The organism is Microcoleus sp. T2B6 (genome assembly GCF_036700475.1).
GTDB lineage: Bacteria > Cyanobacteriota > Cyanobacteriia > Cyanobacteriales > Microcoleaceae > Microcoleus.
This window is the reverse complement of record NZ_JAUBOZ010000009.1, coordinates 1-14017: the sequence shown is the minus strand read 5'-3', so window position 1 is coordinate 14017 and position 14017 is coordinate 1. Positions and strand designations below refer to the sequence as shown.

Here is a 14017-nt window from a genome sequence, read left to right as displayed (position 1 = left end):
GCCAGCTATCAAATCCGTTTTGTACAGAGTAATTGTCAAAGGCAAACAGCAGCGAATTGGGAGCATCTCACCTTTGCAGCCCTCCGCTAGAAATTGGAGCTTTGAGGCAGGAGGCAGGAGGCAGGAGGAAGAAGGAAAGAAGAAGAAGGAAGGAGCCAGAAGAAGGAAGGAGCCAGAAGAAGTATTTTTACAAATATGAGATGCTCCCAGCGAATTTCCATTTTTTATCAACTTTTAGCATCTTGGCCGGAAGCCCCACACCATATCTGTAGGGCTGTTGGTGTCGGGATGGATAGCCAGATTGACGTAGGGTGGCTAGGCAATCAATCCTGTCACGGTGTAATCGCTGCACTCTTGTATAAGGTGAGTAATAGTTTTTTATCTAGAGGAGGCAAAAATACTGTATTTAAAGCTCGTTAACCATGTGAGCGAAAAGGGCGATCGGGAAAATCGGTCTGGGGTTGCGACTTTAACTTAGAAGTGATATCGTAGTATCGGTAGATAGTAGATTTCCGGCTGTCAAACAACTTGAGAATTGAATCTATGACAATTTCTGTAACTATCGGGTTAAAGTCGGAAATAAAGTCGTCTGCGTTGAGATTTTCTCGAAAAAATTCCTTAGCTCGATCGCACTGATAGCGCATTTCGTCAAAGCCAACAATTTTTACCACAAACGTTGTCAGGGGCGAACTCTCCAAATCCGTATTAGAAGTGCTTTTAGCCCGCCCATTTTCTAATAAATTCAATACTTCCGCTTCTAAACTAATTTTAGGTTTATAAGGTTTCTCTATTTCGGGAAAAAAGCTTTCCAGGCGCACGCAGTTAGGATCTCGATCCGGAATTCCTCCCGTCATCATCGCCAGAGAAACCTCAATCCCCACATCCGAAGAAAGAGCTTCTAGCAGGGCTAGGGCAGCCAGTTTGCACCCCAAATAAAGCTTCGCAATTTCGAGATTGTACTTAGCAGTAGTTTCCCAGCGCTGATAGGTGCGATCGTCTGGATATCCTTCAAACTGCCGGAAAATCATCTCTGGCTTGAGATAATTGAGAAAACCTTCCATCTTCACCAAAGCAACTCGGTAGTCGCGAACCGTGTAAAAACCGCAGGAGATGAGATTGTGATTGGTTTCCGGCAGTAAATTCCAGGTATTTGCCAAAAAATGGGCTGAACTATGGTGAGCAAAACTCATCACATCCCGGTTAGAGATTCGCACAGCTTTTTTGACCGTTTCCCGCATTTCATCGTCAGTCAAACTAAGGTTAAACAGGCTATTTATTGCTTGCAATCGCTCATAAAGGCGCTGGCTTACCGTTACTCCAGAATCGGCGACGCGAAAAGGAATTGTTGCTTCAATGCAGCCTGCAATTTGAAGCAATTGCTCGCGTTTGAGAAAGGGTTCTAGAGCTTTTACTGCTACCACAGCGCTGAGAAATTCGTTTTGTCCGGAGAAAGGATTGAGGACTTCGCCCGGTACAAAATTGAATACCAGCATTACCATCTCGAAAATAGCATCCGCCGGCAGTTCAGATCGATCTCGAATTTGTAGTTGTTTGTTAACCTCTTTTGCAACAGGAGTGATGTAGTAGCTGACGTTAAAGTTAATGCTGCGATCGACTTGCACGTAGACGGTATCGTGAAATAAAGCTGCCAAAACCTCGATCGCGTCTTCATCTCCCCCCACATCAAAAATATGTTCGGGAGTGTGAAAAAACCGCCAGGGCCCCATCATCGGCTGAACAATCAGTTCGGCAATCCGAGCGAGTTCACTTGGTTCGACTTTTGCTTCCAGGCGATCGATCGCCCAAATCAGCCTTTCTAAGCACTGTAAGTAGGCTTGTTTGCTATCCATCACAGTCTTTCCCAATAACATTGCTGTCAGTCGATTTTAGATTTTAAATTTTAGACTTTAGATTTACTCCACAGATGAATCTGGAAGCTGGAACCTTCGTCTAAAATTTTTAGATATCCACGACTGGAGTCCACGGCTTGTATCCGTTTTTGGGCTGGTCACGTCAGCCAACCTGCTGTTACAGCATATTCCATATATGTGTAGTACAGAGAAACCGGGTTTCTTGAACAGAATCAGTTTAAAGGCTAGAACTGTAAAGAAACCCGGTTTCTGAGGTGTACTTCACAAACCTGGAATATGCTGTAGTTTGATTGTCCTAGATGCGCCCCGGCTGTTTTTATTTGGGATTTATGAGCTTTTTGTGAAATACTTTAGCTGCAATTTAGGAGGGAAATACTAACTTCAAATAAACTTAATTTCCGGTAGCTGACCTCCCCTGTTTTCCTAGTCTAATTAGCACAAAATATGACAAGTAAAGTACATAAATTGCTAAACCGATCATACCCAACAATCCCAAAAATTGAGGGTTTGCCGTAGGGTGAAACATTTGTTTGTACAGCCAAGGTGGATCTAACCAAACGCGGCAAAAAGGTTCATCAATTATCTGAATTTGAGATTTAAAGGCACAGCTTAAGAAGAAAAGTTGAGCTAGAGCGCCCAAACCGCTGTAAACAGTAATCGCCCACCGCCAAGCTGTAAAAGCCAGTTTCAGGGGCGACTGCGGTCGATCGGCAATTTCTTCGTTTAAATCCTCCCAAAACCACAGACTAGCAGGAATTAAGGCCCTGGCAATCACCGACGACACAAAGCTCACAGGCAGCGCAGCCATCATCAGGTAAAGTGTAATTGCCAGCAAACTCGCCACCCGCCAATAAATAATTGACAAACGGACGATCGGCTCAGCTTTTGCCACAACAGCCCAAATCAGCACTACCAGCGGGATCGAAATTGTTAATAACACAGACAACCGGTAATCCATCCAGACTAAGGTTAATAACGTTTTTTCCATACTTTCAGCCTTTAAGTACCTGATTTCTATCAACACTCTTGCAAAACAGCCATTTTAGGGGCTTTTTGGGCCTCATTTTTGGCTGTTCACCTGTCCCAGTGTCCCTTATCCGATAGTCACTTACAAGCAAGCTCTTCTATCAATCTTCTAGCCTACCCCTTAGCGATATTTGCGATCGGCTTAGGATACACGGGTGAGGTAGTGCTTTTGTGTGTATTTCCTAAAGTAGCCGCCTACAGTTGGCGGCTACTGCTTTAGAATGCTATCCCGTCCCGGTCAGAACCCAAAAACCTACAATCACAACATACACATAGCGTGAGTGATGCGATCGCACTCCCCGTGCCAGTCGTTCGCTTGGTTAAGGCAGTCTTCATGCTAGAAGTCACCCAGCATATCCAAAATCGCTTCTACGTCCGCTAGGTCGCATTTAGACTTTTTGCGCTTAGCTTTCAATTGGTTGAGTAAGACAGCAGCATCAGGTAAATCACTTGTGTAAAATGATTCTCCATTATCTAGCTGTCGAGCTATAGTCAGCACCCGATCTGCTAGGGCGATCGGTACTCGGATAGTGCGGGTTTTCCCGTGTTCCCATTTACCCTCATAGTGCTTGAGGTTGGCTAGGCTAGCGTCATTAATGTTTTTAGTCATTTCACTTGTGTCAGGTGATTTACTATTAACAGGTTGACACGAATGCTTTAGTTCTGTCAAGTATTTAGTCACGTGACACAAGTGACTAGAGGGAGAAAGTTAGACTTTAGGGAGCCAAAACCAAAAACTACTAGTACAGCTCGGCGTAAATACACAGACTATTATACCGCCAAGACTTTACCCTTATATGTCCACTTAAAAGGCTTTGCCATTGTTTGATTAAAGTAGTTAATAAAATTGAGGATGCGATTTTTCAGATCGTACTGACTAATGAAACTTGCTATGCTTGAGTAATTTCCGCACTAAAATGCTGAACCAAATCTCTATTTGATTAAGCCACGAAGAATGTTTTGGCGTGTAGTGGAAAACAATTTGATGTGTTGGGTCACTTAAAAAAACAGCACGAGATTTCATGGATTGAAGTATGCCGCTTTTTCCCTTAATACCGAGGTCGATATCTAAGCCTTCTTTTTCGGCGACCAAACGCACCAATGATTCAGATTGGTGAGTATTCAGACAATCCATAATCAGATGCCATTTTTGGGCATCGGGGTCAGTTTCAATGATGTGACGAATATTCAGTACAAAATCGGATTCTTTTCTCGAATCTCCGCAAGTTGGCTCGATAATCTTACCATTCGCAATATTGAAATTCGCTATCAAGGTCTGCGTGCCATGACGAATATATTCAAACTCTCTTCTTGCAACTTTTGCTGGTCGCATTGGTAAGTCTTTTTCGAGACGCTCAATGGCTTGAATTCCTGTCATCTCATCAACCGATATAGTGTGTTCTCCATTTTGACTGCGTTCAATCGCAGTCAGATATAAGCCTGTAATATCTTTAACTTTTGCATCAAATTCTTCATCCACAGGGGGGGGGTTAACCAGTAGCGCGAGGCGTGTGGTTTAATTTCTGCTTCTTCTAATAATCTGCCAACATGGCGGAATGATATACTTTCAATAATGCCTTGAAACATGATTTCCTCCGCCAGTTCTCTAGCTGTCCAGTGACTTATTGGTCGTCCATAATCGGACGGTGAGGAACAGGCAAGTGCAAATAACTCAGTTACTTGTTCCATGGTAAATTTTACTGGTGCGCCAACACGCTCTTGATCTTGCAATCTTTGCAAAATCGATAAGTCTTTTCCCTCGCTTTCCAACCATCGGTTTCGCCATAAGCGAGCCATCTGTCGGTTAATCTCTAGGCTTCGGGCTATTTCACGATGGTTTTGACCATCTGATGCCATGAGAATTATTTTGGCTCGTAGCACTAGCTGTTGGGGCGTTTTGTGTTTGTCGATCAACTTCTGAAGTTGATGACGCTCGCCATCGCTTAAATTTAATATTTTAGGCATTAATAAGGCCATCTCTGACTCCTCGATCACCCACCTAAACGGGTCTCAGCTAACTATGTTCTTCTACCACAAATATAGTCTGTGTACTTACGCCGAGCTGTACTAGAGCTTGCGTAAGTCCTCCGGCTTCAACCAAGTTGTGTATCCGCCACTATCCGGGAGGGAGCAACAAAGTTCGTTCTGGGCGTTAGCTCCCTCAACTGTTAGCACGACCCCTTTATACTGTTCCGCAAACTTAGCCCCGACATATTGAACCGATGTGCCTTTAGTCAGGTCAAAATCCCTTAAGAGACGGATATTGAGACTTTCCTCCTTAGTAAAAGCTTTAGCAAAAAAGCCCCTTACTTGCAGCCCCGACGCAGCGACACGCTCCATAACTTCTTTTGCATCTTCCCGGCTGCCTTTAGCTATTGCCTCTCGCATCTGGTCTGCTAGTTTTTCGCCACGAAATTTACTTTGTGCGGTTGCAGGACTTTGGGGGGGGTTTGCAGGACTTGATGCAGGACTTGATGCAGGACTTAAATCCTTGTCTTGTATAGGGTTTGCAGGACTTGCAGGACTTAAAGGGGTAACTTTCTTTACTTCTACTTTTTCCTGGTTGTCCTGGTTTTGACTTTCCGGTTCACCTTGCTTTTTCTCGGTGTTTTCACAATTTCCCAAAATGTTTGGAGGTAAGTCCTGCAAGTCCTGCAAATCTATATCCTGTATGGGCGGAAGTCCTGCAACAAGTCCTGCAGAAGTGCTGCTAGTGCTGTCAGAAGTCCTGCAAAGCGGTGCTAGTTGTTGGGAGTAAGTAGGGTGATAAGCTGTTCTACATTTAAACTGTGTGTCAAAAATCAATAAAACTCTTGTGGGACGGGCTTCTAGCCTGTCCAGATTTTCCAATTTAAATGCGTAACAGCTTAATCATTTTTACCCCTCAACCTTAAACCGACAAAAGTAACGTGACGACCGCTCCGATCGCGAACGACTGGCAGGTGCAGTTCAGTGCAAAGTTTCTCTAGACCCGGCGAAAAAGTTGTCAGGCTCATCGCAGGTTTTTTAATTTCCTCACAAAAATCTTTATAACTGTCAAACAGATCGCCCGCACGGGTTTGTGCGCCGTCCTCAACAATTAGCTCCATCTCGAAGAACGCGGCCAAGCTATCCATCCGTACTTTCATATCCCATTCAGCAGCCTTGAAATCTGCAATCTCAGCATCACCGATACCCTGAATTGCCTGCTTTACCTCACTACTGGGGAGTGAAAGTGCGATCGCGATTAGCGCCCCTATTTCCGGATCGAAGCTGGCTTCCATCTCTGAATGCCGCAAGTGTTTGGGAATGGCGTTTTCAAAATTAACCAGACACAAGCGCCGCTCTAGCCCGGTGGTATTTCCCATGAAGATAGGGTCATTGCTACAGATAAGGAGTAGTCCATAAAAGTGTGCGCTTGCCACTGGCTGGTACACTTCCCGGTAGTTGACGCTATCCCCACCAGTTAGCCGGAGAATGCTATCAACTCCCACGGGTTTACGTTCATCGCCAAAAACTACTAATTGCTTGTCAATAATGCTGGCAATAGTTGAGCCGTCTTTTAGGCTGTCAAGACTGCAAGGTTGGGTATTATCCTTCCCTACTACCTTCTCTATTAACCGAGCGCAAGTACCCTTGCCGGAACCAGGAACCCCGATAAAGTGAACAAACTGCTGATATCCGTGAAAGCTAAACCGGAGACAACTATTGATGATTGCCAGTAGCTTGAATATTTTCTTGGCGTCACCCTGCATCGCCGTCCGGAAAAATTTGTGGATACTAGGGCAGTTCACCCGTAGTGCTTCCAAGGGGTCACTTAGATCGCCTGTTAGTGGCTGGTAGGGAAAGGGTAAATAGGAAGTAAACCCCATGCCGGGTGAGTGTGGCAAGGTTCCAAGGGTATCGCCGTCGAGTACGCAATTCTCGAAATTGATGTATCGGGACTTATCCCATGTTTGCCAGTAAACCTCTCGCAGGTAACACTTGAGCATCTCAATGACGTTATTAACGTACTCAATCCCGCTGTAGTTTACGCCCTTTGCGTCCAACGTAGTGACAATCAGGCTTTTAAACGGCCCTGGTTTTATCTTTTCCCAACACTTGCCAGTCCATCCCCGCCATGTTTGCTGTTCTTCGTGGTATTTCCACTGGGGGCGATATTCTTCGGCCAGTTGTGCTGCAATCTCGCGCGGTGTCGGTGTTTTTTTACTCCGAGTTGTCGAGCTGGTGTCACTTGTGTCAAGCGATTAAACTACATTGCTAGCTTTCATCAACACCGCCCTGAAGGCCTCAATCCCTTGATTATTGATGAAATCATCCATCCCCTTGCCGTCCTCGTGGTTCCAATTGCCTGTAACCGATAGTACCTCGCAGCCATAGGCTTTCAGGTGTTTAGTGAGGGTTTTTTCGGCACGGCGGACATTTTTTACGGTTTCCACCTTCTCAGGTGGATCGGAATCGTAAGCGATGATAAAGTTAAGACCCGCTTCAGCTAATCGTTTCAGCCCTGGTATCAAGTCGGGTGTACCCTTTGCCGCTGGTGTTAGGGCTATGTCAACTCCCATTACCGCTACCGTAGGGATATCCCACATACAGCCTTTTATTGCCTTTATGCACCCCTCGGTAATGAGGAGGTACGGTTTGCCGTTAATGGTGAAGCATCGGGCTTTAAGGGCTTCTAAATCAGTCCAGTACGTTTCGATTTCTGGATGCTTGGCAAGGAAAGCATCATATTCACCTTTAGGGAACTGTCCACCCCGTTCGTAGTGGGTAAGCAACCGACTGTAGGTGATGCCCGACTTCAAGTCCCCAAAGTGTTTGGCGTAAGCGTAAAGCCCTAGCTCTTGCGCTTCTTGTACCATTACCAATTTATCCTTTGGGGCGGTTCGCCGTTCGACTACCTTGTAGTGTTGCGTCATCCTCACCGGTTCCGGTAGTGGCTCATATGCCTTTTTTGCGATCGCTTCGAGGCACGTTAGTACCCGCAGCACCTCGGTAGTTGCTGGCATCCAACAGGCCAGCTTAAGTACGGCCCGTGGGGGCAACAGGTAGTTGAGGTGGGGTTTACCGATCCAGCAGATACCGAGTACGGGTTCCGAGTGTTCAATGAAGGTTTCGGGACAACTGAACAAGCCATCCCCTACCAGTTGTGGTTCAAAGTTGCGGATTAGGCGATCGGTAGTTTTTGGCTCAACGCCATAAAGGGCATCTACCTGTTCCGGTAATAGCACGGGAGCCTGGTAGTAGTGCAACCACGGCTTAACGCCAGTACCGATATCAATGCAGGCAAAAGCCTCGGTGTGGCGGATACCATCAAACACGGCATCTCGATACCAACGGAGTGCAAGGGGCTTATCCCACGAATAGTTAAGACAAGTCGATCGTGGGGCGCGCGAAGCGGACTGTTGTGACATAAAGTTCTCAATTGGTGACACAATTGAGAAAACAGCAGTCATCGGGGCCAACCCGGTGGCTGTGTTGCTTTCTCTTACTTTTGACGATCGCAGTATTCAGGCTAAAGTGTCAATACTGCAACTGTTAAGTTTTGTTGCCAACAGAACGGGACTACTTACCGTCACTCACGTGACACAAGTGAATATTTGATATTAGGTTCACTGCCTATTCATCTCTATTTTGAATAGTAGCCGCCAACTGTAGGCGGCTACGCCAAGAAATGTAAGCAGATACAGAGGCAAGCTCCCCTACTCTCAGTCACACTATGCAGATAGTTCGAGCAAGGGTTTCCTTTTTCCGTTCCGTGCGATCGCCAATAAAAAACCGCCCTTTTTAGGGGGCGGTCAGTAGGGGCGGTAGGTTAGATGTTTAACGGTGTAGCCGACTTATCGTGTTCTAAGTAATGTTGATGGATTTTATCGACACCCGTGCTACATATACTTGCCAACAAAGTCAAATCAACGCCCGCACGAGCTTGCAAGGTTATAAATGTATGCCTTGTATGGTAGGGACTCAAATAGCAGCTAATGAGTCCCGAATTGACCAATTGAGTAACAACACCAGGGTAGTAATGTTGACTACTGTTTGGTGATGCGTTGTGCATCCAAACACGCCCTAAGCCATCTGTATTATATGGGTTGCCATTCATTTGCCTAAAAACTAAATCCCTCATCTTAGTATTTTTAGTTTTTAGGCTCAACAACAGTTCACGTAATTTTGGATACATGACAAACAATCGAGCGTCATTATTTTTGGTAGCCTTAACCCCTTTAATACTGGTAGCGTAAGACTTGTAAATCACAATTTGATTACTTTCAAATTTGATGTTATTCCAAGTCAACGCGAAAGCTTCCCCGCTACGGCATCCAGTTAAAAACAAAAATTCAATTAGAGGGGCTGCATGAGAAAAACTAGGAGTAGCAGATTCATAAAAAGCCTTGATAATAATGTCTCGCTCTTCCTTAGTGAAAGCACGTCTATCACGTTCATTAGGGTTAGATTCTAAATCCTGTATCTCATACCACGGACGGATAGTACCATCAACGTCAACTGTTGATTTATACTTTTCAGTTTTGTTCTCTGCACCTTTACTGCCATTGGCAAACGGATTGACCGTAAGTTTTGTTTTCCCTTGAGACTGTAAACGATCGAAAGCCTCGGAGAGAGCCGTTAAAAGTTTATCTTTTGTACGTTTACTTACAGGATGGGTAAGTAGTATTTCCGTACACAAAGCAGATATAGGCATCAAATAAATGCCATCTTGAACTTTATCGAAACATTGACAATGGTTATTCCACAACAGTCCTTTTAAAGTATTTGTGTAGGTTCCAGCAGTTCTGACCTTACTACTGGGTTTATATTTACCGCCCATTTACGCACGCTATCACATTTAAGTCAAGGATTTAAGATTAATAGCATCGCGCTCTACCGATTGAGCTACCCCCCTGCGTTTGGTAGAGGGGGCTGGATATGAGCCAGCAACCTCGATGATGTTATTTTTTCCTGACATTCGTTTTTGTGATCGGCGGTGAATGCTGAGTTTAGAGTATTGACACTCCCCAACCTAAAGGTGTGGGGATTCTTAATTCAGCGACTGACCTTTAAGTGCTACGTCCTTGCGGCAATACTCAGACCTTTTAACCGTAGAAATCCTACCCATTAACGAGCCTGATTCGCAGTCACCCGCCTAGGGTCTATCTCCAAAAGCGTACTAGGATATTGACAAGCGAGTTCGGGTATGCCCTACCCTACCTAACAAAAAGTGAATTGTTTGTTTTTCTGGTTATGAGGCTGTATTAAGCCCCTAGCTGTATGGCGAGTTTTCGCCGCTCTTTGTCCCCCGGTTTACGCCTAAAAGTGTGTCTGAGTCCCTGTTTCACGAGGGCGTTGCGAGTTTAACCTTGACTTTTATAGTCAACCACAAAAACCAGCAATTCCCTAAATTTTTGAAATGGGTTTAAGGAATTCAAGCCGTCCTAGAAGGACGGGGTTTTAAAGCCAATTTCCCGATAACTTGCTGTTGAATTTGTACGCAATGCTGCCTCTGCCAATTGGGCTACCCCCCTATTTTGGGTAGAAGGGACAGGAGTCGAACCTGCACTATCACATTTGTACGGTTTAAGTTGAAGTTTGAGTTTGAACTTGTACTCTGTTTATATCTTAAAGCATAACTATCAAAAAAGCAAGCACTTAGCGGAAAATAAACTGAAAAATTCGCTCTCCCACTCTCTGTTCCTCAACTTCAGAATTGTTAGCTTCTTCGCGGGCGAACATAACAGCTTGCTGCAAGATTTCCACCCTTTGCAGCAACTCATTGATCCGCCGCGCAGCAGGCAAAGCTCCAGAAAACTTGACAGTCCGCCAATAGCCGATCGTAAGATCTTCGTAATAAACATCGACTTGCGCCGGGTGGTGTTCGGTAGCTTCAGCTTTAACGTGATTGCGCGGAGTTTTAAAAGTCTTGAGAGTTTGCACCGGTTCAGTTGCCCAACAGTCTGCCGAAGCATCAAAGTTCCACGTCTCGGAAGCATCTAAGACTGGAAGTTTTTTGATGAATGTTTGCAAATCTGCTAACTGCTTTTCAATGAATAGCAAATAGCTGACAGGAACTTGGCTCAAAAGCACGTTTCCGTCTACAGTTACGTCAGCACGAGCGCTACAATTTGTCCAATCTTTGGTTGCGGTTACGTCGAAGAGTTTGGTCAAAACTTCAGTCGTTTTGCGGATAATCTCTTCTGCTTTGACTTCAACTTTTTTGGACTCTGGCGGCAGTTGTTCGCCTTCTTCGTCTTTGGGACGGTAAGTGCGGGAGATTCCAGAAAGCACAGCGGGCTTCTGGAGCGCTTTTTGAGCTTCTGCTAGTTCTTGGACGGAGCGGCTTTTGATGCCTTTTTCGATCGCAATAATCTGATTTAAGCGTGGCATTGTTCGATTTTATTGACGCTGAACTCATATCAAGCCTGGTTAATACTGATAATCGAATTGTTTGTCCTGTGGCTTTTAGGGCTTTGATAACTTTCCCTCCTCAGTACAAACCTCACGATCGTTCTTGAACCAAACTTGCTCGTTATGTAGTATGACACACTTCAAAATAAATTACAAGCTTTCTTTTCTAGGCGCGGTGCCAAGAGAGCCTGCCACTACCGTACTCAGCAATTTACCCCTCAAAAACTCGGCAAAATCTCTAGCGTGGCTACCAAAGTGTAGCAAATATCACTCTTTTTTAGCGCTGGGGCTACCTCTTGAGATAGATGCGGAAATCCCTCCCAGGGCGCGTTGTCAGATCGGGAAACATTTCTTAACATATAGATAACAAAGGGAATCCGAGGAGACACCAAAAATCCTTAAGCCCTTGGGGTGCCCCCGTTAATCAGATTCTTCGCAAACAAGGGCTAAATCAATGAAGAAGCAGCAAAACTCCGAAGTTTCAGCATTTTTGCCCATGCTCCAAAAAGGCATTTGGCTGTTTGGGATTCTCTCTTGGATATTCGGGCTGACAGATAGAACTATTGCACTATTATCTGACGGATATTTGTCGGCGATCGATATTGTCCAGCTATTTACAGCATCCTTTTTCTTCATTAGCTGGCTGTTGTTAAGCCCGTTTTGGGGTATTAACTCCCAGAGTCAGCCGAAGGAAGAAGCATCTCCCTAGTTTTTAAGTTGTAATGTTAGTTTCTCGATCGCTATGAGTTTCTTCTGGGGCAAAGCGGGCCGGCCAAATGCGATCGCAAAAAAACAAAGTTCCCGCCGTCACGCACAGCGGAATCGCCAACAGATTCAACAGCGGAATGCTCACCAAACCCAAACAAACCAAACCAAAACTCCCGCTGGCCGGCAAACTCGCCCAAATAATCTCCAACTTCTCCTGAAAAGGTCGCCTCCGCCTCTCCAAAGGTGCATCTAAAAAGTCCAAACAGACAATAGTCGCGCCCAAAGCAACGCCACCCAAACTGCTAAGAATAGAGCCGACACCAGGGATAAAATTTAGCAGCAGCAGGGGTATACCGACGCTCAACAAAATTTGTAGTTTTCGCAGTTCAAAGGCGATCGCCCTTTGAATATCCCCAAAACTACTCGCCAGATTCATTGGTGCTTCTGCGGGCAATTGACCGTTCCGCAGCAGTTCCAATTGTTCGGAAAGTTTGCCGTACCACGGCGAACCTAAAATCACGCCAAACTGCACTAACAAAAATCCAATTATCAGCAAAAGTCCTGACACTAGGAGTAAGCGCAGCAGCCAGCCGAAAGCAACTGTTAACACACCGAGAAAGCTCAGCCAAGCGGGAAAACTCGCAATTAGAGCGTTAAATCGGACGGATAAATCGGCAACTAAAACGTCTATCCCTGCCAAACTGGGAAATAGCAAGCTTAAATAAAGACCAATACCAATTATAAAATTTAGCACCACGGGAACTAATACATAACTCCACAGCTTGGGAGTTTGCAAAATCAGCGTGAAAGCTCGCAAAGGATAGGTGAAGCCTGCCAGGAGTCGAATTGGTGCGGTAATGGCGGCGTGGGCGGGGTTTGAATTTAGCTGTTTTGACATATAGGTGAAGGAAGAAGGAAGAAGGAAGCAGGAAGAAGGAAGAAGGAAGAAGGAAGAAGGAAGAAAGCCCTTCGACTACGCTCAGGGTACAAATTCTATTATTATTGCTGATGAGGATTTATCGCAGGTAGCCCAAAAGTGAAGCTTTTTATTTACCATACCCCGGAACTTACGCCAGCCGACAAAATGCCGGCTTGCGCGATCGCAGTTGATGTGCTGCGGGCGACTACGACAATGGCAACAGCCCTCAATAATGGGGCGGAAGCTGTCCAAGTTTTCAGCGACTTAGATAAGCTGATGGCCGAGAGCGAAAAATGGCCTGCAGATAAGCGGATTCGCGCGGGAGAGCGCGGCGGCGGCAAAGTTGATGGATTTGACATGGGGAATTCTCCCTTCGACTGCACGCCAGAAAAGGTGACTGGGAAGCGAATTTTTATCAGCACAACTAACGGTACTCGGGCTCTGCAGCGAGTGCAAGCTGCTGCAACGGTGTTAACGGCGGCTTTGATTAACCGCAAATCTGTGGTGCAGTTTTTGTTAAATAAACGGCCGGAAACTATTTGGATTGTGGGTTCTGGTTGGGAAGGGAGTTATTCGTTGGAAGATACGGTTTGTGCTGGTGCGATCGCCCAAAGTCTCCTAGCAGAAAGCGGTATTCCTGCGAGCGATTTTGCTGGTAACGATGAAGTATTTGGGGCTATTGCTCTTTATTTGCACTGGCAAGATCGGTTGCACGAATTGTTGGAAAGGGCTAGCCACGGCCAGCGCCTCCTCGGTTTAGGTGTTATTGAAGATTTAAAATATTGCGCGCAAACGGATACTTTAGATGTGCTGCCGGTGCAGCGAGAACCGGGAGTTTTGGTTAAGTCGGATTTTAAAATTCCTCAAGCTAATTTCTGGGATCAATCTTCGGAACAAACGGCGAATTAAATTTTTATTCCAGTGGTGTATTAGTAAGGTGCGCGGCCCAGCACACCCTACTCGAACAACCACAATAAAATTGGTTGGCAGTATTGGAATGCAAGTCCTCATAAAAATCAGAGGACTTGCATTCCTCACTATAGCAATCCTAAATGATTCGTGTAATTCTTGTAGGGGCAAAACCCACGCCCGGTTGCCCCGCCTTGGCTGGGGT

15 protein-coding genes are annotated in these 14017 nt (G+C 45.5%); 4 read left to right on the top strand and 11 right to left on the bottom strand.

Features of this window, described 5'->3' with window-relative positions; all coding sequences use genetic code 11:
- Positions 1 to 19 precede the first annotated feature (19 nt).
- Complete coding sequence (locus tag QUA00_RS06050; RefSeq protein ID WP_333409059.1) at positions 20 to 199, top strand: hypothetical protein; 180 nt, start codon at positions 20 to 22, stop codon at positions 197 to 199.
- Between the two features lie 217 nt (positions 200 to 416).
- On the opposite strand, the gene QUA00_RS06045 is transcribed toward QUA00_RS06050, so the two are convergent.
- The 10 genes from QUA00_RS06045 to QUA00_RS06000 all read right to left on the bottom strand — a co-directional run bounded on the left by QUA00_RS06045 (position 417) and on the right by QUA00_RS06000 (position 11255).
- Positions 417 to 1871, bottom strand: a complete 1455-nt coding sequence (locus tag QUA00_RS06045) for a hypothetical protein (RefSeq protein ID WP_333409058.1) — start codon at positions 1869 to 1871, stop codon at positions 417 to 419.
- 391 nt (positions 1872 to 2262) lie between these two features.
- Positions 2263 to 2859 carry a DUF3177 family protein gene (locus QUA00_RS06040; protein ID WP_333146654.1) on the bottom strand — a complete coding sequence of 199 codons (597 nt, stop codon included), beginning with the start codon at positions 2857 to 2859 and terminating at the stop codon, positions 2263 to 2265.
- A 375-nt stretch (positions 2860 to 3234) separates the two neighbouring features.
- Positions 3235 to 3507: a hypothetical protein gene (locus tag QUA00_RS06035; protein WP_333146652.1), complete on the bottom strand. Its 273-nt coding sequence runs from the start codon at positions 3505 to 3507 to the stop codon at positions 3235 to 3237.
- Positions 3508 to 3774: 267 nt separating this feature from the next.
- A complete protein-coding gene (locus QUA00_RS06030) occupies positions 3775 to 4377 on the bottom strand; it encodes a transposase (RefSeq protein ID WP_333307875.1) in 603 nt (200 codons plus the stop codon).
- The gene (locus QUA00_RS06025) at positions 4326 to 4862 is read right to left on the bottom strand and encodes a helix-turn-helix domain-containing protein (protein WP_333409056.1); all 537 of its coding nucleotides are present in this window, start codon (positions 4860 to 4862) and stop codon (positions 4326 to 4328) included. Before QUA00_RS06025 ends, QUA00_RS06030 begins: the two co-directional genes overlap by 52 nt.
- 102 nt (positions 4863 to 4964) lie before the next feature.
- Positions 4965 to 5747, bottom strand: a complete 783-nt coding sequence (locus tag QUA00_RS06020; RefSeq protein WP_333409055.1) for a hypothetical protein — start codon at positions 5745 to 5747, stop codon at positions 4965 to 4967.
- Between the two features lie 17 nt (positions 5748 to 5764).
- A complete protein-coding gene (locus QUA00_RS06015) occupies positions 5765 to 7048 on the bottom strand; it encodes a DUF5906 domain-containing protein (RefSeq protein WP_333409136.1) in 1284 nt (427 codons plus the stop codon).
- A 75-nt stretch (positions 7049 to 7123) separates the two neighbouring features.
- Positions 7124 to 8290: a DUF3854 domain-containing protein gene (locus QUA00_RS06010; protein ID WP_333409053.1), complete on the bottom strand. Its 1167-nt coding sequence runs from the start codon at positions 8288 to 8290 to the stop codon at positions 7124 to 7126.
- A 401-nt stretch (positions 8291 to 8691) separates the two neighbouring features.
- Positions 8692 to 9702 carry a tyrosine-type recombinase/integrase gene (locus QUA00_RS06005; protein WP_333409052.1) on the bottom strand — a complete coding sequence of 337 codons (1011 nt, stop codon included), beginning with the start codon at positions 9700 to 9702 and terminating at the stop codon, positions 8692 to 8694.
- Between the two features lie 818 nt (positions 9703 to 10520).
- A complete protein-coding gene (locus tag QUA00_RS06000; protein WP_333409051.1) occupies positions 10521 to 11255 on the bottom strand; it encodes a DUF7873 family protein in 735 nt (244 codons plus the stop codon).
- Positions 11256 to 11730: 475 nt separating this feature from the next.
- Between QUA00_RS06000 and QUA00_RS05995 the strand changes: the two genes are divergently transcribed.
- The gene (locus tag QUA00_RS05995) at positions 11731 to 11985 is read left to right on the top strand and encodes a hypothetical protein (protein WP_333143716.1); all 255 of its coding nucleotides are present in this window, start codon (positions 11731 to 11733) and stop codon (positions 11983 to 11985) included.
- 3 nt (positions 11986 to 11988) lie between these two features.
- Here the strand turns inward: QUA00_RS05995 and QUA00_RS05990 are convergent, their stop codons facing one another.
- The gene (locus tag QUA00_RS05990) at positions 11989 to 12882 is read right to left on the bottom strand and encodes an EI24 domain-containing protein (RefSeq protein ID WP_333143717.1); all 894 of its coding nucleotides are present in this window, start codon (positions 12880 to 12882) and stop codon (positions 11989 to 11991) included.
- Positions 12883 to 12886: 4 nt separating this feature from the next.
- Between QUA00_RS05990 and QUA00_RS05985 the strand changes: the two genes are divergently transcribed.
- The gene (locus QUA00_RS05985; protein ID WP_333409050.1) at positions 12887 to 13024 is read left to right on the top strand and encodes a hypothetical protein; all 138 of its coding nucleotides are present in this window, start codon (positions 12887 to 12889) and stop codon (positions 13022 to 13024) included.
- Positions 13021 to 13812, top strand: coding sequence for a 2-phosphosulfolactate phosphatase family protein (locus QUA00_RS05980; RefSeq protein ID WP_333143719.1), 792 nt, complete (start codon positions 13021 to 13023; stop codon positions 13810 to 13812). The genes QUA00_RS05985 and QUA00_RS05980 overlap by 4 nt, the downstream gene beginning before the upstream one ends.
- Positions 13813 to 14017 lie beyond the last annotated feature (205 nt).

What these genes read in the sequence shown, in the direction of transcription:
- QUA00_RS05990 (WP_333143717.1), bottom strand. Translation starts at nt 12,882, where the DNA reads ATGTCAAAACAGCTAAATTCAAACCCCGCCCACGCCGCCATTACCGCA.
- QUA00_RS06045 (WP_333409058.1), bottom strand. Translation starts at nt 1,871, where the DNA reads ATGTTATTGGGAAAGACTGTGATGGATAGCAAACAAGCCTACTTACAG.
- QUA00_RS06035 (WP_333146652.1), bottom strand. Translation starts at nt 3,507, where the DNA reads ATGACTAAAAACATTAATGACGCTAGCCTAGCCAACCTCAAGCACTAT.
- QUA00_RS06010 (WP_333409053.1), bottom strand. Translation starts at nt 8,290, where the DNA reads ATGTCACAACAGTCCGCTTCGCGCGCCCCACGATCGACTTGTCTTAAC.
- QUA00_RS06000 (WP_333409051.1), bottom strand. Translation starts at nt 11,255, where the DNA reads ATGCCACGCTTAAATCAGATTATTGCGATCGAAAAAGGCATCAAAAGC.
- QUA00_RS05995 (WP_333143716.1), top strand. Translation starts at nt 11,731, where the DNA reads ATGAAGAAGCAGCAAAACTCCGAAGTTTCAGCATTTTTGCCCATGCTC.
- QUA00_RS06040 (WP_333146654.1), bottom strand. Translation starts at nt 2,859, where the DNA reads ATGGAAAAAACGTTATTAACCTTAGTCTGGATGGATTACCGGTTGTCT.
- QUA00_RS06025 (WP_333409056.1), bottom strand. Translation starts at nt 4,862, where the DNA reads ATGCCTAAAATATTAAATTTAAGCGATGGCGAGCGTCATCAACTTCAG.
- QUA00_RS06005 (WP_333409052.1), bottom strand. Translation starts at nt 9,702, where the DNA reads ATGGGCGGTAAATATAAACCCAGTAGTAAGGTCAGAACTGCTGGAACC.